Source organism: Planococcus wigleyi (genome assembly GCF_014836985.1).
Taxonomy (GTDB): domain Bacteria; phylum Bacillota; class Bacilli; order Bacillales_A; family Planococcaceae; genus Planococcus; species Planococcus notacanthi.
The window spans coordinates 369,492-387,346 of record NZ_JACSPU010000001.1 but is presented as its reverse complement, the minus strand read 5'-3'; the positions used below and the strand labels follow the sequence as shown (position 1 = coordinate 387,346).

Annotated in this window: 15 protein-coding genes; 2 read left to right on the top strand and 13 right to left on the bottom strand. The window is 44.3% G+C overall.

From position 1 onward, the window contains the following. Positions 1-19: 19 nt before the first annotated feature. The 6 genes from H9630_RS01625 to H9630_RS01600 all read right to left on the bottom strand — a co-directional run bounded on the left by H9630_RS01625 (position 20) and on the right by H9630_RS01600 (position 6,630). On the bottom strand, positions 20-1,648 hold the full coding sequence (locus H9630_RS01625) for an ABC transporter ATP-binding protein (RefSeq protein ID WP_191713745.1): 1,629 nt from the start codon (positions 1,646-1,648) through the stop codon (positions 20-22). Between the two features lie 26 nt (positions 1,649-1,674). Beyond that, positions 1,675-2,427 carry an ABC transporter permease gene (locus tag H9630_RS01620; RefSeq protein ID WP_191713744.1) on the bottom strand — a complete coding sequence of 251 codons (753 nt, stop codon included), beginning with the start codon at positions 2,425-2,427 and terminating at the stop codon, positions 1,675-1,677. A gap of 74 nt (positions 2,428-2,501) precedes the next feature. Next, positions 2,502-3,512, bottom strand: coding sequence for a UDP-glucose 4-epimerase GalE (gene galE, locus H9630_RS01615; RefSeq protein ID WP_191713743.1), 1,011 nt, complete (start codon positions 3,510-3,512; stop codon positions 2,502-2,504). Positions 3,513-3,721: 209 nt separating this feature from the next. Further along, positions 3,722-5,119 carry a S1C family serine protease gene (locus H9630_RS01610; RefSeq protein WP_191713742.1) on the bottom strand — a complete coding sequence of 466 codons (1,398 nt, stop codon included), beginning with the start codon at positions 5,117-5,119 and terminating at the stop codon, positions 3,722-3,724. Positions 5,120-5,454: 335 nt separating this feature from the next. Next, positions 5,455-5,856, bottom strand: coding sequence for a hypothetical protein (locus tag H9630_RS01605; RefSeq protein ID WP_191713741.1), 402 nt, complete (start codon positions 5,854-5,856; stop codon positions 5,455-5,457). Between the two features lie 222 nt (positions 5,857-6,078). Continuing rightward, a complete protein-coding gene (locus H9630_RS01600; protein ID WP_191713740.1) occupies positions 6,079-6,630 on the bottom strand; it encodes a divergent PAP2 family protein in 552 nt (183 codons plus the stop codon). A gap of 271 nt (positions 6,631-6,901) precedes the next feature. Between H9630_RS01600 and H9630_RS01595 the strand changes: the two genes are divergently transcribed. Together H9630_RS01595 and H9630_RS01590 are read left to right on the top strand one after the other, a co-directional pair. Then, positions 6,902-9,568 carry a YfhO family protein gene (locus tag H9630_RS01595; RefSeq protein WP_191713739.1) on the top strand — a complete coding sequence of 889 codons (2,667 nt, stop codon included), beginning with the start codon at positions 6,902-6,904 and terminating at the stop codon, positions 9,566-9,568. A gap of 59 nt (positions 9,569-9,627) precedes the next feature. Then, positions 9,628-10,062 (top strand): GtrA family protein, encoded by a 435-nt coding sequence (locus tag H9630_RS01590; protein ID WP_191713738.1) that lies wholly within the window; start codon positions 9,628-9,630, stop codon positions 10,060-10,062. 41 nt (positions 10,063-10,103) lie between these two features. Here H9630_RS01590 and H9630_RS01585 read toward each other — a convergent pair whose 3' ends face one another. The 7 genes from H9630_RS01585 to H9630_RS01555 form a co-directional block, all read right to left on the bottom strand. Continuing rightward, positions 10,104-10,802 carry a DUF998 domain-containing protein gene (locus tag H9630_RS01585; RefSeq protein WP_191713737.1) on the bottom strand — a complete coding sequence of 233 codons (699 nt, stop codon included), beginning with the start codon at positions 10,800-10,802 and terminating at the stop codon, positions 10,104-10,106. Positions 10,803-10,947: 145 nt separating this feature from the next. Beyond that, positions 10,948-12,096: a S8 family peptidase gene (locus tag H9630_RS01580; RefSeq protein WP_191713736.1), complete on the bottom strand. Its 1,149-nt coding sequence runs from the start codon at positions 12,094-12,096 to the stop codon at positions 10,948-10,950. Between the two features lie 154 nt (positions 12,097-12,250). Beyond that, the gene (locus H9630_RS01575) at positions 12,251-13,927 is read right to left on the bottom strand and encodes a glycerol-3-phosphate dehydrogenase/oxidase (protein WP_191713735.1); all 1,677 of its coding nucleotides are present in this window, start codon (positions 13,925-13,927) and stop codon (positions 12,251-12,253) included. Between the two features lie 283 nt (positions 13,928-14,210). Beyond that, positions 14,211-15,713 carry a glycerol kinase GlpK gene (gene glpK / locus H9630_RS01570; protein WP_191713734.1) on the bottom strand — a complete coding sequence of 501 codons (1,503 nt, stop codon included), beginning with the start codon at positions 15,711-15,713 and terminating at the stop codon, positions 14,211-14,213. Between the two features lie 18 nt (positions 15,714-15,731). Further along, complete coding sequence (locus H9630_RS01565) at positions 15,732-16,565, bottom strand: MIP/aquaporin family protein (protein ID WP_191713733.1); 834 nt, start codon at positions 16,563-16,565, stop codon at positions 15,732-15,734. A gap of 177 nt (positions 16,566-16,742) precedes the next feature. Beyond that, the gene (locus H9630_RS01560) at positions 16,743-17,288 is read right to left on the bottom strand and encodes a glycerol-3-phosphate responsive antiterminator (RefSeq protein ID WP_191713732.1); all 546 of its coding nucleotides are present in this window, start codon (positions 17,286-17,288) and stop codon (positions 16,743-16,745) included. Positions 17,289-17,320: 32 nt separating this feature from the next. Beyond that, on the bottom strand, positions 17,321-17,596 hold the full coding sequence (locus tag H9630_RS01555) for a YciI family protein (RefSeq protein WP_191714473.1): 276 nt from the start codon (positions 17,594-17,596) through the stop codon (positions 17,321-17,323). Between the last annotated feature and the right edge of the window lie 259 nt (positions 17,597-17,855).

The window sequence follows — 17,855 nt, the reverse complement described above, 5'->3', positions numbered from 1 at the left end:
CCTTGCGCATATTGGACGTTTATTTCAGTGAGTGCCCTTGATGATTTTGTTTTTCCAGTTGGAGATATTTATTCACAGTTTTGATTTCCACTGTTCCAGCGTTCACTGAAACCGGCTTATCGGGATATTCGTTGGCTTTGGAAGCCCACACCAGATTAAGCAGCTCATGGCCTGGAGCATTGTTCATCCGATAACTTAGATGGCTTTCGTAACGGCCCACCGGCAGATTCTCGAGATCCACTATAACAGTGAATTTTGAAAAGTTATAAACTTTTCCTTGAGGGTTATAAGCAGGATTCTCCGTGATTTCTTCAGTTTCACTGATAACCGCCGGAATCGCCAAGCGTTCGAAATTATCCAGATTGGTCAAATGAAACGTCATGGACACGGCATCAGCCGTCTTCGTTTCGTATCCGCGTACAAAAGCAACACCTTCGATATACGCAGATGCCTCTTTGACCCAGATTTTATTCACTTGCTGCTCTGCTTTTTCAATGTTTTTAATCTCTAATTCCAACGCATTCTGCTTGTGGATAAAGTTGTAATGAAATTGATTTTTGCTCACTGAATCCTGTTCGGTGATAGTTGTCTGGCCTGCCCATATTGTAAATTCTACAGGTTGGCCTTCAGCTGTCAAATAGCGTGCAGCAAAACTGAAGTTGCCTGGTTTGAAAAACAGCGGAAACTCTTTTTCATTGATTTCAACAGTAAATCCTGCTTCTCCAAATGCCATCGGTTTTGCGGCTATTTCGCCGGTACGTTTGTCTTTAATCAATAATTCGAATTGCTCATGTATATTTTCACCGGATTGATCCCGGATAAAGCCAGCCAACTGCAGTGTAAACCCATTTTCTGAGGTGTGGTAGGTGAGTTGTTCAATCGCATGTTTAAACTCGATTTGAGCGTGGATCGACTCTATTGATTTTCTGCCACTCATAAAATCATCATACAAGGAGCCTACAAATTTGGAATCCCCGTATGTCACCAATTCTCCCTGGTGAATCCATGCTGCTTTTGAACAAAACGATTCAACAGCATTATTATCGTGGCTTACAAAGATAATCGTCTTCCCTTGAAGCTTGAATTCATTCATTTTATTCATACATTTTTTTCTGAACACGGAATCGCCAACAGCTAATGCTTCATCAACAATCAATATGTCCGGGTTAACATTCACAGAAATTGCAAATCCAAGCTTGGATTTCATGCCTGAAGAATAATTTTTAACCGGCTGGCCGATAAATTCACCCAGCTCTGAAAATTCGATGATGTCATCCACTTTTTCAAGCATCTCTTCCTTGGTGTATCCAAGCAAAGTGCCTTTCATAAAAATATTGTCATAACCGCTTAGTTCCGAATCTATTCCAGAACTGACATCCAAAAAGACGATGGAACCATTGACGTTTACTTCTCCAGTTGTCGGCTCCGTAATGCCTGTAATGATTTTCAGCAAAGTGGACTTGCCTGATCCATTTTTACCCAGAATTCCGATTGATTCCCCTTTTGGAAAATCGAGGGTGACTCCTCGAAGAGCATAGAATTCTTTATGGAGTTTCTTTTTCATAAACACTTCTTTTATGGGGCCCCATGGGTCTTTATATAAACTGTATTTTTTTGTTATGTCTTTTACGCTTACTGCAATGCTCATTTCAATCCGCCTTCCACGAGTGAAAGTTATAAAGTATCAAGGAATATCGGTTTCATCCGTTTGTGTAAGTAATTACCCAATAGGAAGAAGACTAATACCAAGACCCAGAAGTATAAAGTGTAAACCGGTTGTTCCCAAAATCCGACATCATAGAAAAATGAATCCCGGTACCCTTGGACAATATAGTGGAAGGGATTCAGTTTAATGACTTTTTCCAATATGCCTAAATTATCCGCTGACCAAAAAATCGGAGTCATCCAGAACAGGAACACCAAGATTGTATCTAAAAAGCGGCCGAAATCCTTGCTCACTGCCACTAGAGGTGCTGTTACCGAACCGATTCCCAGCAACAGCATAATTGCAGCAAAGTCGTAATAAATCAATTGGAAATTGTAAATTGATACAGATTGCAATGATACCGCCATGATAATGAATATGACAGCCAACAAAATGATATGGATGTAGTAGGAAAACAGTATTTGGACGGCTGGTAAGATGGCTATGGGAAAAGGCGTATTCTTAATGATTGATCTTTTGCTCCTAAATGATTTTTGCGTAAGACGGAATCCGTCATTGAGCAAGAACCAGGCCACCATTCCAATCGCCAGCCAAGCAAAATAAGGGGCACCATCAACCGGCCCCCCAGCACGGGCACCTATACTGAAAACAAACCAAAAAACTGCAATGCGCATTAAAGGATTGATCAGGCCCCATATAAATCCAAAAAGTGTACCGGCGTATTCTCTTTTCATTTCCTGTAAGGAAAGCGAGTAAATCATTTGCCGCCTACTCCACATCTCCTTATATATATCAAACATAGGTTTTCTCCTTTAAATTGCCTCGAAATAAAAAATCATTGAAATCCATTTGGATTTTCTACTTGCCATTTCCATGAGTCCTGGCACATTTCCTGCAAATCTTTTTCTGCTGTCCAACCTAACTTCGCTTTTGCTTTCTCTGGGTTAGCATAGCAAATTCCGATGTCGCCTGGGCGTCTGTCTACTACTTTATAAGGGATTTCTTTTTTTGTGGCAGAGCTGAAGTTGTTGATCAAGTCCAGCACACTGTAGCCTTTGCCAGTTCCAAGATTAAATGTTTCAATCCCGTCATTTTCCTCCAAATATTCAAGAGCTTTAATATGCCCTTTCACCAAATCAACCACGTGGATATAATCGCGAACCCCTGTACCATCTGGAGTATCATAATCGTTTCCGAAGACTTGCAGTTCTTCTCTTTTGCCTATCGCTACTTGTGTAATATACGGCATCAGATTATTTGGAATACCTGTTGGATTCTCTCCGATTCTGCCGCTGATATGGGCCCCAATTGGATTGAAGTAACGCAGAATAGCGATTCGCCATGATGAATCAGCTACATAAAGATCTTGCAAAATTTCTTCTATCATTAACTTGGTACGGCCATATGGATTAGTTGCGGACAATGGAGACGACTCATCAATCGGAACTTGCTCCGGATCTCCGTAAACAGTGGCAGAAGAACTGAAGACGAGGTTCTTTACCCCGTATTTTTCCATGATGCTACAAAGATTTAATGTTCCCGTAATATTGTTATGGTAGTACATCAACGGCTTCTCTACAGATTCTCCAACTGCTTTTAAGCCTGCAAAGTGCATGACTGCTGTAATCTCATTTTCGGCGAACACTTTTTCCATACCTTCATCATCCAACAGGTCTGTTTGATAAAAAAGGAACGTTTTTCCGGTCAAATCTTTGACGCGGGAAATTGATTCAATCTGGCTGTTTGATAAATTATCAACAATCACGATCTCGTAACCACTTTCAAGTAATTCGACAGCAGCGTGACTCCCGATAAATCCTGCTCCACCAGTAATAAGTATAGTCATATAAGTTATCCCTCACCCATTTATATTTTTTGCTGTTAGCTACATTTGTTATTTATACTTTAAAGTCCATTGTCTATTATACGATAAGATCAATGATTTTACATGCCTCGGAAGTTTTCATTAAAAAAGAGTCAGTTTGTCAAAAAAAGCCGTTTTCCCAAAATTCTTTTGAGGGAAACGGCTAAATCTTTCGAGTAGGCTATAACGCTTTACTCTTTGTTGACAATATCCGATACATAATAGAATCCGAACTCATCCATTACAATAGTGTAGGTTTTGCTGCGTTCCTGAACAGACCAGACACCAGCTGTATCTTTAAAGTCGAATGCTTCTTCCGTATGCACAAGGGCATGATCTTCAAAGATTTCTATGCCTGAAATGTCCAGCTTCGTAAAGTTGAACTCTCTACCCTGTCCAGAAATATCGGTGATGTATTCGGCAATGCCATTGTAGATATCACTTTGATAGACAAGAAGGTTCTGCACATAGAAGAAATCTTCTTCTTTCAATGCCGTTTCGTAATAATAACGGAAATCGCCGATGAACTCGCTTAAGTTGGTTTCATCGAATTTCATTTCCAAGTCAACATCGTATTCATAATCTTCGTCTTCGTAGCCGCTGAAGTCGTCATACGCCTTAAACATTGCCGCAACATCTTCTACAGCCATTGGCGACGCAACCCATTGCGATAATTGGTCGTACATTGAATACATCGGAATAGAGAAACCGATCGAGTCGCCTTCTTCAATCACCAACGAGTTGATGCCGATCACTTTTCCTGTTGTCGCATCGACTAATGGGCCGCCGCTGCTGCCAGGCGCAATTTTAGCATCAATTTGATAGATATCTTCGTAAGTGAATTCCTGATAGAAGTCACGGTCCACTCCAGTCAAATAACCGATGGATGCCGTATTTTCTAAACCTGCCGGGCTTCCAAGTGCTATGACTTCAGTTCCCACATCAGTTGCTCCCATTTCCACTTCCAAGGGCGCAATGCCTTCGAATGCTTCCACGTGGATCAATGCGATATCGGATTCACCAGAAATGCCGACAACCGTACCCGGGTGATCCTGTCCATTGATATTGCGGACCACTACATCAGTGAATCCTGCAACAGCATGGGCATTCGTGACAACCATACCTGTGTTTGAAAACAAGAATCCGGATCCTTGTCCGCCTTCAGTCAAAACCGTATAGACTTTTTGCTGAGATTCTTTGATGATCGCTGTCTTTTCTTTTTTCTTCGGTTCTACTTTTTCAGGTTGCTCAGAAGGCGGAACAACATTTTCCACCTTGGTGACTTTGCCTTCAACCGGTTCTTCTGCTGGCACGGTTTCTTCAGGTTCTTCTACCTTTTCCACTGTACCGGGTTCGATTTTCGGTTCTTCTTTGGCTTCTTCTTTCGGTTCTTCCTTAGGTTCTTCTTTTACCTCAGGTGCCGCTTGTTGTGTCTCTTTTTCAGGTTGCTCTTGTTTCGGCGGCTCTGATTGTTCTGGCTCATCCCCCAAGAACTGTGCTGAACCGATTCCGACGCCAAGTAATGTCAATATCAATACGGTTGCATAAATGAAGCTGCGTTTTTTTTGCTTTCTGTTTCTTCTTTGCATGAATTGTACCTCCTGATGGACTAGCAAAAATCCCCTTAATTTCTTCCATTATAAACCTTATAACGTCAAACAACTACTCAGGGTTGCAAGATGTAATAAAGTCTTCGTATTTGTAATAAATCTATCTATTCAGAAGGTAATATTATCATAGATAGCAGATTTACACCCACTAAAACCATCGAAATGTAAAATATTCTTAAATAGAGAGTACACTTAAGTTTTTCCAAACAGTATAATTGAATTAGCAAAATACTATTTTCAGGAAATTAGAATCGAAAAGAAAGCGCAATTGCCGTCATGACAATTGCGCTTTTTCTAGTTTATTGATTCATCTGCTACTGCACATCAATTCCGTGAATCTGCTCTTGAATCAGCAATAGTTCTTTGAAGTTAGCGTTTACAGCCGGAGACATTTCCTCAATTTCATGAGACACCGTGTTTAATTGATGGATCAGCCCGTCCAATGTGGACTGGTAGTCTTGATATTGTTCGAAGCTGATGGTTTCTTCGCCATCCAGTTCTTCAATCAATGACTGAAGGTCTGCTTCCAATTCTGCTAGCTGTTGTTCGTAGGGGCCTAACCTTTCCAAAACTCCTGCACCCGGTTCGTAGGCCAGTTTTTGTTTTTCAGATGCTGGCGCGTTTGTTGCCACGTATGCTTGCGTGTCCACTTGCGTCGTCAAAACAAATCCAAGGGCGAATACAGGAACAGACATTTTCAAAAACGAAGTTTTCAAATGATCTTCCTCCTTCAAAATGATTAGGCGCTACACTTAGCTTATACCATATGCCACGCAGCGCAATCCTTTATCCAGAGTCTTTAGAAACTCTTAATCTGTGCTTAACAATTGTGGCGTTCGTTGACGAGGAAAGGTGTTGGGCGTTTGAGGTGCGCTTGTCGATTTTTCTGCTCGAATAAACAAAAAAACAGCCATTTCCCAAAGGAATGGCTGCATTTTTTAATGGGATCGTGTCAATCGGCGGCTGCGTCCGTTGTGGGGCAGACGTTTTTTGGAACGTTCTTCTTGTTCTTCGATTTCACGTTCACGGTTTTCAATCGCTGCGGAAACCAGTCCCAGGACGGTCCCAAAAGCAGCGCCTGCTAATACTTCAACTGGCTGATGGCCAAGCAATTCCTTCAATTCCTTTTCACGTTCCACAAACTCAAAGCTTGGGAACTCTCCAGAAAATTTCACGAAGCTGTCTTCCAAGTCATTGACCAAACGCGCAATCTCGCCGGTATGGCGGCGGATGCCTTGTGCATCGTACATGACGATAACGCCGAATACGATGGCCAATGCCGTTTCTGTATGACGCGCTCCTTTATTGGCAGCTACGTACGAAGCCAGTGCCGATACACCGGCTGAGTGGGAACTTGGCATGCCGCCTGTTGTAAAGGCCTGCTTCCAATCCCATTGTCCTGTCACCGATTTATGCGTGACGATCTTTAAAGCCTGCGCCACTCCGATTGCTCCTAATGAGGTTATCATTCCCCGGTTCATTTTTCTCATCTGCTCATCCTCCAGTTTCAGCTTGGCAACCACACAGTTGCCGTTCAATATACTTCTTTACCCATTATCGCAGCAGAATATGTAAAGAGAGGCCTATATAATTTCAAGTTTATTTCTTAAGCCTGTCCAATACCATAAATTCACTCTTTCTGGATAAATATATTGAATTTTCAATAAACTTTATCGATAAATTAATCAGACTCCTGTATATTGGAAGAAATGCCTGATGGCACTTTGTACCCGCTATATTTTTAATCGAGGTGTTCTAAGAATGGCAAAAAAAATTGACTATCAAGTGATTATTTTAACACTCCTGGTCCTGTTCATGGGCACCCTTATTTTTTTTCGGATTCCTGTCAATGGCTTTCTCTATATTTCATTAGGCGGCGACCCTTTCAATCAATATATCCACTTCTTCAACTTGTTCCACGACCTTGCCAGAAGCGGAGAAATGCCTTTTTGGTCCTGGAATTACGGTCCGGGCGGCAGCTTTTGGAATGACTTCGGCTATTACATGCTGGGCGATATTTTCATCTGGCCCCTCCTGTTGCTTCCTAAAGCCTGGTTCCCCTTATCCTTTATTCCTATGGCTATCTTCAAAATTTTCCTCATCAGTTTAGGAACCTATCTTTTACTGAAGAAATTGGGCGTCAATAAAAACATCGCTTTGATAGGAGGGATTGCGAATAGTTTTGCATTGTTCAACTTCGATCACTTCTATACCCATTATTTTTTCTTGAATGCGACGGTTTACTTTCCGTTCATTCTTTTGGGATTCGAGCGATTTTTATCCGCCAACAAACCGGCAGTGCTCTTTGTTGCTTTGTTCTTGGCGAGCATCAGCAATTTCTATTTTCTCTTCATGATTACGCTTGGCCTTTTTTTCTACAGCGGGGTCCGTTATTTTGTTGCCAGCCATTCCGAAAAGACCGTAAAGGCATTTCTTTTTTTCCACTTTCGATTAGCTACGCTCTATTTACTGGCACTCGGAACCGCTATGGTCATTCTGTTGCCATCTGTATACAGCTTATTTCAGTCCAACGCCTTCTACCGGGCAGGACAGCCAATCGAAGATGCTTTATTGACTTTCAATGAAGTGATCCAAAAACTACTGTGGCAAGGCGGCATCAATTTTGTCGTTCTTCTGGCACTCCCTCTTTTTTTCATCAACGGCTTCAAAAAACGTTTTCTGATTTTGGGATTTGCAGGGGTTCTGCTCATTTTCATGTTGATGGTCCAGCAACTCAATTCGCTGCTGGGCGGTTTCAGTACACCGGACGAATTCAGGGCATTGTTTGTCTTCAACCTTTTTTTCATCATGCTTTCAGCCGTCGCTTTAAATGAAATGAACTTTAAACAAGCTAAAAACAGCATCGTGCTCATTTTTTTTTCACTATTAATCTACCTTTGGCTTGATAAAAATCCGTTTACCCATTACGGTAATGTCATCAAATTCATGCCCTTAGCTTTCGCAATCCTATTTATAGCAGGGCAATTCGTTTCGAATAGACGGCTAAAAGCACCCGTTTTTTCATTTTCAGCGCTGGCGATCCTGCTCTATAGTTTGTTGCTGCCCTTCAGTTTGGTGAACGATCTGATCATGAAATCCGAAGGTGAGGAACTTGAAGAAACACATAAAGGGGTTTGGGGCGTGTTGTCGCTCATGAGCAAAGACGATTACAAAACTCATTTTGATAACGAAGCCATCAAAGAGGGGCTTGCACAACTTGAACAGGACAAAGACTTTTATCGAATCAACATCAATTATCCCGGCGTATCCGGCTATAACGCCTCCATGAGCTATGGGTACAGGTCATACCTTACCTATCAATCCCTAGCCAAATGGAACTTGCAGAAGTTCGAGATGGACTATTTGGCAGCTGCAGGAACGCGAAGATTGAATGTGGTCAACGGCTTTCCAACCAACACGTTCCTGAACACCCTGCTAACTAATAAATACACGATTTCTTTTGCTGAACCCTATAATCTTTACGGCTACGAAACCATTTACGAAAATGAAAATATTGTCATCGAGGAAAACCGGTTCTCCTTGCCTATCGGTTTTTTATACAAAACAGCTATGCCGATTTCTGCAGTGGATGACACAAGGGATCCCCTGCTCGATGAACGGCTGCTGAGAAATGGCGTACTGCCGGATGATGTTTTCAATGCCTCGGAACTGGACTCAGACGACTCTACCGCTTCTCAGACTATCGGATCTTTGGCAGACGCTGTTTTTGACGATGAGACGCAGGTGGAGACCCGGGCCGATGGCGTCTGGGTGGAGTCTGACACCCCCATTGAACTAACCATCCCTATCCAAGACCACACGCTTTCCGAACTGACTGTTTATGCGGATGTCCTTCCTTATACAGAAAATGAAGGATTAACAATCAGGGCTGCCAGCAACCTTGGCGCCAGTTATGTTCTCCAAAAGAATATGCGGAACAACCGCTACGAAGTTGACCAATACACGTATACAGATGCAAAAAATCAAGTGCTGTTCCGTTTCGGAATGGACTCGGAAACGGAAGCCATTTCATTGACCATCCAACCTGGCGAATTTTTAATCAAGGATATCCAGGTGACTGCTGCCGATTATGAAACTTATGAAGAAATCATACGGGATTATCAGAACAGCAGCTTGCAGGACATCGATTACGGCAATAATTACGTCAATGGCCGTTATTCGGCAGAGCTGGATGCGGTTTTATTTTTATCCATTCCCTATTCACCAGGCTGGAAAGCTTCCATCGATGGGCAACCGGTCGATACGTTCCCTGTCCATTCAGCCTATACCGGCATACTTGCCCCTTCCGGTGAGCACGCAATTGCGTTAAGATATAAACCGGAAGGATTCACGGCTGGTTTATTCATTTCCATCATCAGTTTTCTCGGAGCCGTTTTCCTGCAGATCCGCAAACTAAGATTCAGCTAATAAAAACTTCCGTGGGTTGTTGAACCTTCATCACATCAGTAGAAAGAACGGAGATTTCAATGAAAAAAATTTTAACCAAAGATTGGCGCAGCATCCTTATGTACCTCATCATGGGTGGCTGGACCACTGTCGTCAATATCGTCGTCTATTGGATTTGTGAAGAGCTGTTCCACCTCGATTACCGCATTTCAACAACGATTGCCTGGGTATTCGCCGTCGTTTTCGCTTACGTCGTCAACAAGCGTTTTGTCTTCAAAAGCGTCACTAACACTTGGCGCGACCGCTTTGCTGAAATGGGTTCGTTTTTCGGGTTCCGTGTCTTGTCGTTTTTTATGGATCTGGGCACCATGATGGTTTTAGTCGGGTTGTTGAGCATCAATGGCACCATATCAAAAATCCTGGCCAATGTGATTGTATTGGTCGCGAATTACATCTTCAGCAAGAAATTCATCTTTAAAGACCGTTCAGCTCCAGCAGCGGAAAAAGTTCAATAAGCCTCAAAATGCCGGACAGGATATTTCCTGATCCGGCATTTTTATGGCTCTTTGTAAACTTCCACGAGCCCCATCCTCTTCACTTCCATATCGATGATCTTCGGCAGCCTGTAAAGATAAAGCGACAGCACGAAAGTCCATAGCTGAAGTGTAAACACGGTCACACGCTCGACCAGCCCGGCATAGGGCAGATCATAGTTCAACACAATCGGAGTCGCAATTCCCGCTAAAACAATTACGACGGCACAGACCAGTGTAAATACCCCGATCCCCTTGAAATTCTTAGTGAGCCAGAGGCCGTAGCCGATGGCAAACAATGCACCCACCGTCGCAATCACAACGATGGCTGTAATGGCCAAATGCATAAAATTCCCGAAGGTCAGTACTTCCCCTCCTTGCTCCAACGGAAATAAACCATAACCCACCAGCGAAGCCGTATGCATAGTCAGCAGCAGAAGGGCGCCAAATCGGGCGATTGCGTCCACTTTGTATTTACGGAAAAGCACATAAAGCGCAATTGAGAAAAGAACTGCCAGAATGCCATAGCCCAGTGTAAAGATCCTTAACATTTCTGCATCGGGTGCACCGTTTCCTGTCAGTTCGCTGATTGTCTGTTTTACATGGCTATAGCCAACCCATAATACGCCGCCCATGACCACGTGGGAAATATAAACGAGCGCAGCAATTGCGCCGCTTAAAGCAATGAATTGCCAGTAGTTTTTTTGTGTTCCGAATTTCATATTTTCACCGCCAAATTTATTTCTGAATATTCTATCATTATACACTTTTTGGAACAGACTTTCCCATTTCCAAAGCATCATTTTAAAGTTTGACAGAAAAAAGCTGCATGGGGCTTTCCTCAAGAAAGACTCATGCAGCTGCATTTTATTTCTTTAACGCTTTATTGGCATTGACGCGTCCATGCCCGTAAACATCATCTCTGCCTGCCTTCCCTAAATCATCCGAAGAAGAAAACAACCGCTTTTCGATTTCCTTATTGCTGAGGGATGGTTGATTGGCTTTGATCAATGCTGCCACACCCGAAACAATCGGCGTTGCCATGGAAGTTCCGCTTAATGGACCGAATTGATTGGAAGGCAATGTGGAATAGACATCCACTCCTGGCGCCGTTAGATCGATGGTCGGCCCTTTATTGGAAAACAAAGCGCTGACGTCTGTACGGGTCACTGCACCGACTGAGATAACATTATTTAAAGAAGAAGGATAATGGGCGTTACGCGTTCCTTCATTTCCTGCGGCGGCCACAATGACGATGCCCCGTTTATGTGCTTTTTGGATTACTTGATCCAAAGCTTCACTGTAATAATACGAGCCCAAGCTCATATTGATGATGTCGACATTCGCTTTGATGGCATGTTCGATGCCATGAATCAAGGTGGAAGTATAGCCATAGCCATTTTGGTCAATAACATCAATCGGCATGATCTTCGTCGAAGGCGCTACTCCCGCTCCCCACATTCCATTGCCTGCTGAAGCGGCAATCAAGCCCGCTACGTGTGTGCCATGCTTCCCAGCAGTGACGGTTCCTTTTTTCTTATTGAGTGCATCGTAAGGAGCGACAAATTGTTTTTTCAGTTCCGGATGCGCCACATCCATGCCGTCATCGATCACCGCTACGACCACTTTTTTTGAGCCTTTGGTTTGCTTCCATGCAGCAGCTGTCTGAATTTGTGTATGATGGTATTGCCGGGTAGCCAGTTCCGGGTCCTTCCGTTTATAGGCAAGTTCAATCTGGTAATCCGGCTCGACAAATTCGACGTCGTCCCGTTCTTCCAGTTCTTCCATGTAGTTCTCCATGGATTCACCTTCCGGCACTTCAAATGCTGCGGTCTCCACTTCTCCATTTTCATCACTAGCTGCCACATTCGCCGCTGCGATTCCTGTTTGCGCACCTTCTTTAAACTTTACAATCACCCGCTGCGGATCTGCTTCTGCAAAAGCTTTAGTGCTATTACCTATGGACGCGGTGAACATCAACAGCAAAATTGTAAAAAGGCAGATAATTTTTTTCATGACTATTCCCCATCCCATTGTTTTATAGTCTGAATATTATGTATAATAAGATATTTTTATTAATTATAAACCCTAAAGATTTATTTTCCAAGCTTATATGAAAAAAATCCCATCTGCTCTCAATTTAATGAGGGCAGATGGGATTTTATAAACATTAGCTTAAGCTTTGAGAAGATACTTCAACCGGATGGACGGCTTCGTAAAGCAAGCCTTCCAATTCAGCGCGGTAATCCGCCGTTTGTTCGTCGGTCCAGGCAAGTGTCTTGCCCATATAAGCGATAACGGCTTCTTTATGCGCATGCACCCAGTGGATGTTAAAGTACAAGGCACCTGTACGGCGAATAAAGAAATCGATTGGCTTGTAGGCGGCTTCGTATTCCATGGAATAGCGCAGCATTGCGTAGACCAGCGGATCAAGTCCAGCATGTGCCGCCTCGTCTAATCCAGTCGTATAGAAACGCAGTACTTTATCGACATTTGCACCATAGCGGTTTACGAGCATCCGCATCGCGTCAGGAGTCAATCCCATGTCTGCAGCTTGATGGACACGATCCGCCATAAAGGTTTCAAATCCTTTTGAGCCGCCTACTTCACCGCCGGAAATCGGCAGGTGTTTAGTCGAGCTCTTCGGATACTTCGATCCTTCTTCTTTTTTCAATTGTTCGGCAACCAGGTCGACGATGCTTTCCCCCATTTTGCGGTAGCCGGTCAATTTGCCGCCTGCAATCGAAATCAACCCTGAATCCGATACGAAAATTTCATCCTTCCGTGAAATCTCGGAAGGATCTTTGCCTTCTTCGTGGATCAACGGACGCAATCCAGCCCAGCTGGATTCAATATCCGTTTCTGTAATATTCACTTCCGGGAACATGAAGTCGATTGCTTTCAAAACATAATTGCGGTCTTCCAACGTCATCGTTGGATGCGCAATATCCTGTTTGTAGACCGTATCTGTTGTCCCTACATAGACTTTGCCTTGGCGAGGAATCGCAAACGCCATACGGCCATCCGGCATGTCAAAATAAATCGCCTGTTTCAATGGGAAGCGACGGCCGTCAAAGACCAAATGAATCCCTTTCGTCAGTTGAAGTGTTTTACCGAATTTCGAATGGTCTTTGTCGCGCAGCGTATCAACCCATGGCCCTGCTGCATTGACAATTTTCTTCGCGTACAATTCGTGGATAGTGCCATCAATTTGGTCTTCCACTTGGATGCCGACTGTTTTGCCATTATCGTAGATGAAGCTTTTCACTTTCGCATAGTTCATCGCCAACGCGCCTTTTTCAACAGCCTTCTTCATGACTTCCATTGTCAGGCGTGCATCGTCGGTTTTGTATTCTACGTAATAGCCGCCGCCTTTAATGCCTTTTTTCTTCAATAAAGGCTCGCGGCGCAAGGTTTCTTCCTTGCTCAACATTTTGCGGCGTTCGCCTTTTTTCACGCCTGCCAAAAAGTCATAGACGCGCAGGCCGACGTTGGTGCTCAAAGGCCCAAATGTCCCGCCTTTATAGAACGGCAACAGCATCCATTCTGGAGTCGTCACGTGTGGTCCATTTTCATAAACGATTTCACGTTCTTTGCCGACTTCAGCAACCATCTTCACTTCGAATTGCTTCAAGTAACGCAAGCCCCCGTGAACCAATTTAGTGGACCGGCTGCTTGTTCCTGCTGCAAAATCCTGCATCTCCACAACCGCTACGTCCATGCCGCGTACAGCCGCATCAAGCGCGATGCCCGCACCCGTGATTCCGCCGCCAATAACCAGGACGTCCAATTGTGCTTGTTTCATTTGTTCATAACGTTCGTTTCTATTCAAGCTTGAAAATTTCATAAGTTGATCTGCTCCTTTTTTGTGTGTAGGTTAAAGAAAATATGTTGATGCTTGATAGTGAAATCTCATTCTTTCTGATACTGCATCACTACCCTATTTTGTAAAGTGCTAAGCTGATTCGCGTGACTCAAAGCGGTGCGAAAAATAAGTTCTCACTCGGCTTGAACCACCATTTCCCCATATAAAAAGAGAGATCAAGGCACAGCTGCAGAATTTCTTCTGCAAAACTGGCTTGGTCTCTCATAGTCTCCGGCCGTATATCTCTCATTTATTAACTTGTAGGTTAGTTCACTGGTTTAAAAGTACGTGTTGCAGTTACCGCGTTTTTCCAGCCTTCGTAAAGCGTTCCGCTTTGTTCAGTCGGCATGTCGCGTGTAAAGGTCTTATCGATCTGCCATTGCTGGGCGATTTCTTCTTTGTCTTTCCAGAATCCGACTGCGAGTCCTGCCAGGTAAGCTGCACCCAGTGCTGTCGTTTCCTGGATCACCGGACGTTCTACTGGAACATCCAGAATATCACTTTGGAATTGCATCAGCAAATCATTGCCGACCGCTCCGCCATCAACGCGCAAGGTCTTCAATTCGATCCCTGCATCTTCTATCATAACATCTACGACGTCTTTTGTCTGGTATGCGAGTGCTTCAAGCGTCGCACGGATGAAATGTGCTTTCGTCGTGCCGCGTGTCAAGCCAAAAACGGCGCCGCGTGCATCGGTATCCCAGTAGGGTGTTCCAAGGCCCACAAAGGCTGGAACCATATAGACACCTTCTGTTGAATCGACTTGCATGGCGTAGTCTTCGCTTTCCGGCGCATTTTCGATGACCTGCAATCCGTCACGCAGCCATTGAATCGCTGAACCGGCAACAAAAATACTGCCTTCCAATGCGTATTCCACTTTGCCGTCAACACCCCATGCCAATGTCGTCAATAAACCGTGCTCCGATACGACGCCTTCTTCACCGGTGTTCATCAGCATAAAGCATCCTGTACCGTATGTGTTTTTTGCCATGCCTTTTTCAAAGCATGCCTGGCCGAAAAGTGCAGCCTGCTGGTCACCGGCGATGCCGGCGATCGGCACTTGGTGGCCGAAGAAATGATAATCAACAGTGTTGGCATAGACCTCAGAAGACTGGCGGACTTCCGGCAGCATGCTCTTCGGCACTGTCAGGATATCCAAAAGCTCCTGGTCCCATTCCAAGTCGTAGATATTGTACATCAATGTACGGGATGCATTGCTGTAATCCGTGACGTGCGCTTTTCCGCCTGACAGTTTATAGACAAGCCACGAATCGATCGTTCCGAACATCAAATCGCCGTTGTCCGCTTTTTCGCGTGCGCCTTCCACATTGTCCAGAATCCATTTCACTTTCGTCCCGGAGAAATAGGCATCAATCAGCAAGCCTGTCTTTTTGCGGAACAATTCGTTTAAGCCCTGCTCTTTCAAGTCGTTGCAGATGCCGTCTGTTTGGCGTGACTGCCAGACGATTGCTTTGTAGATCGGTTTGCCTGTGTTGCGGTCCCAGACGACTGTCGTTTCGCGCTGATTCGTAATTCCGATGCCGGCAATTTGGCTCGGGTCGATGTCCGATTTGCGCAATACTTCTGCAATACAAGCTAAAACAGACGTCCAGATTTCATTGGCATCGTGCTCTACCCAGCCCGGTTTCGGAAAAAACTGTTGAAATTCCTGTTGGGCCGTTTCAAAAATTTCACCTTTGTGGTTCAGTAATACGGCACGCGAACTGGTTGTGCCCTGGTCTATGGATAAAATATAATCTTTACTCAAAACGATCTCCTCCAATGGTTATGAAACAATTTTCTCTTCTAATTTATCAGCGGTGGTCCGCTCTTTTTTCAATTCTACACTTGCTGCACCGAATAAAACCAGGAACAAGATTGCGCTCATGATCCAAAACGGCAACCCGTATGCACCAGTGAACAATGCTTTATAGAACAACGCTCCGTAAACGCCGCCGAAGATGGGTCCGATAACCGGTACCCAAGCGTATGACCAGTCCGATTTTCCTTTGCCAGGAATCGGCAGCAATGCGTGCGCGATACGCGGTCCGAGGTCACGTGCCGGGTTGATGGCATAACCCGTCGTTCCGCCGAGCGACAGCCCGATTGCTAGAATCAATGCACCAACAATCAACGGATTCAAGCCTTCCGTGAATTCATTGGCACCGATAAACAGCAAGCCCATGACCAATACGGCTGTGCCGATGATTTCGCTGACCATATTTGAAAATGGCCGGCGGACCGCTGGAATTGTCGCGAATACCCCAAGCTTCGTTTCTGCATCTTTGGTGCGTTCCCAATGCGGCAAGTAGTTTAAAAAGACAATCGTTGCCCCGATGATCGCCCCCAAAATCTGTGCGGCTATGTAAACGGGCACTTGCGACCAAGGAAAATCGCCTACAGCTGCAAATCCAAGCGTTACGGCCGGATTTAAGTGTGCTCCTGAAAAACTGCCGACTGCATAAACGCCCATCGTTACTGCCAATCCCCAAGCAATCGTAACGACGATCCAGCCGCCATTTTCAGCTTTGGAATCTTTTAATGCCACGCCTGCTACCACACCCGCACCGAAAATAATTAAAATCATCGTGCCGATCAATTCTGCTAAAAATTCCGTCATTGTCACAAACCCCTTTGTATTTTTTGAACCATTATCAGGAAAACATAAAAAGACCCACGCTGAACCAAGCGACTTCTCCATAAGAAGCGCTCGTTCCAGTGTGGGTCTCCATTTCTCCTACACAGTTCTTAACTTGTAAATACTAAGTTACCAGTTCATGAAAACGCTGTCAACGTTTTATAACTCCCAAAGTTCGGGCTGAGAAGTTGAAATTGCTTTGGCTCCACCATCATAAGCCAATAAAATATCTTCTTTTGTGCGGATCAACCCGCCGGCAATTACCGGAATGCCGGTTTTATCGAAAACTTCCTTGATAACGGATGGAATGATTCCAGGCAAGATTTCAATATAGTCCGGCTTCACTTGATTGATCAAGTTGATATTGTGTTCCAGCGCCTGGCTGTCCAGCAAGAATAGCCGCTGAATTGTCATCAAGTTATTTTTCTTGGCCAATGCGATGACATTGCTGCGTGTCGAAACGATGCCATCCGGTTTGACTTCCCTCACAAGGTATTCAAAGCCATAAGAATCTGTCTTCAGTCCCTGAATCAAATCGACATGAAGGATGACTTTCTTTTTGGCTTTTTTCGCGACTTGCACCAATTGCTTAAGCTGCGCCAAGCGGATTTCCAAAAAGATGATGTATTCGTGATCGCTCTTCAACAAGCGTTCAAATTCTTTCATATTACGCAAAACCGGCAAAACGCCTTTTAACTCATGCACCGAGTTTCCCCCTCAATCAAATTACAGAATCCTTACGGAGCTTCCTCCGCCCAAACGGCTTCCCATTCAAAAATTTCATATCGCCTGGCGCCTTCCACAATATACGGATCTGTAATGACCAGCGCTTCACAGGCTTCAAACGATGGAGCTTTGTAGATGACCAATCCGCCCGAACCGTCTGCAAACTTGCCATTGGCTGCCACGTGTCCGCTATTGCGCATTTTCTCGAGAAACGCCAGATGCTGCGGCCGAAAATCCCGGCTCTTGTCTGCCTCTTTCATCGGCAATAACACGGCGAAATATTTCATGATCATGCCCCCTTTCTCCTATTATAAGGAGCACGCCCGAAAAAGTCTTTCATTGCCATCATTTCTATGGAAATCCGCGTGGAATTCCAGTTAATTGGATATACAGTCCGGCTTCATTCAAATACAATCCAGATTGATGAAATACCGTCCAATTCCATTACCACACTGTCCAAACTCAAAAAATACTGTCCACGACGAATAAAACTCATTCCAACAGCCTAAACATCGGATGAACACCGATTTCAAACTCACAAAACGG

What these genes read in the sequence shown, in the direction of transcription:
- H9630_RS01625 (WP_191713745.1), bottom strand. Translation starts at nt 1,648, where the DNA reads ATGAGCATTGCAGTAAGCGTAAAAGACATAACAAAAAAATACAGTTTA.
- H9630_RS01620 (WP_191713744.1), bottom strand. Translation starts at nt 2,427, where the DNA reads ATGATTTACTCGCTTTCCTTACAGGAAATGAAAAGAGAATACGCCGGT.
- galE (WP_191713743.1), bottom strand. Translation starts at nt 3,512, where the DNA reads ATGACTATACTTATTACTGGTGGAGCAGGATTTATCGGGAGTCACGCT.
- H9630_RS01610 (WP_191713742.1), bottom strand. Translation starts at nt 5,119, where the DNA reads ATGCAAAGAAGAAACAGAAAGCAAAAAAAACGCAGCTTCATTTATGCA.
- H9630_RS01600 (WP_191713740.1), bottom strand. Translation starts at nt 6,630, where the DNA reads ATGAGAAAAATGAACCGGGGAATGATAACCTCATTAGGAGCAATCGGA.
- H9630_RS01595 (WP_191713739.1), top strand. Translation starts at nt 6,902, where the DNA reads ATGGCAAAAAAAATTGACTATCAAGTGATTATTTTAACACTCCTGGTC.
- H9630_RS01590 (WP_191713738.1), top strand. Translation starts at nt 9,628, where the DNA reads ATGAAAAAAATTTTAACCAAAGATTGGCGCAGCATCCTTATGTACCTC.
- H9630_RS01585 (WP_191713737.1), bottom strand. Translation starts at nt 10,802, where the DNA reads ATGAAATTCGGAACACAAAAAAACTACTGGCAATTCATTGCTTTAAGC.
- H9630_RS01580 (WP_191713736.1), bottom strand. Translation starts at nt 12,096, where the DNA reads ATGAAAAAAATTATCTGCCTTTTTACAATTTTGCTGTTGATGTTCACC.
- H9630_RS01575 (WP_191713735.1), bottom strand. Translation starts at nt 13,927, where the DNA reads ATGAAATTTTCAAGCTTGAATAGAAACGAACGTTATGAACAAATGAAA.
- H9630_RS01565 (WP_191713733.1), bottom strand. Translation starts at nt 16,565, where the DNA reads ATGACGGAATTTTTAGCAGAATTGATCGGCACGATGATTTTAATTATT.
- H9630_RS01555 (WP_191714473.1), bottom strand. Translation starts at nt 17,596, where the DNA reads ATGAAATATTTCGCCGTGTTATTGCCGATGAAAGAGGCAGACAAGAGC.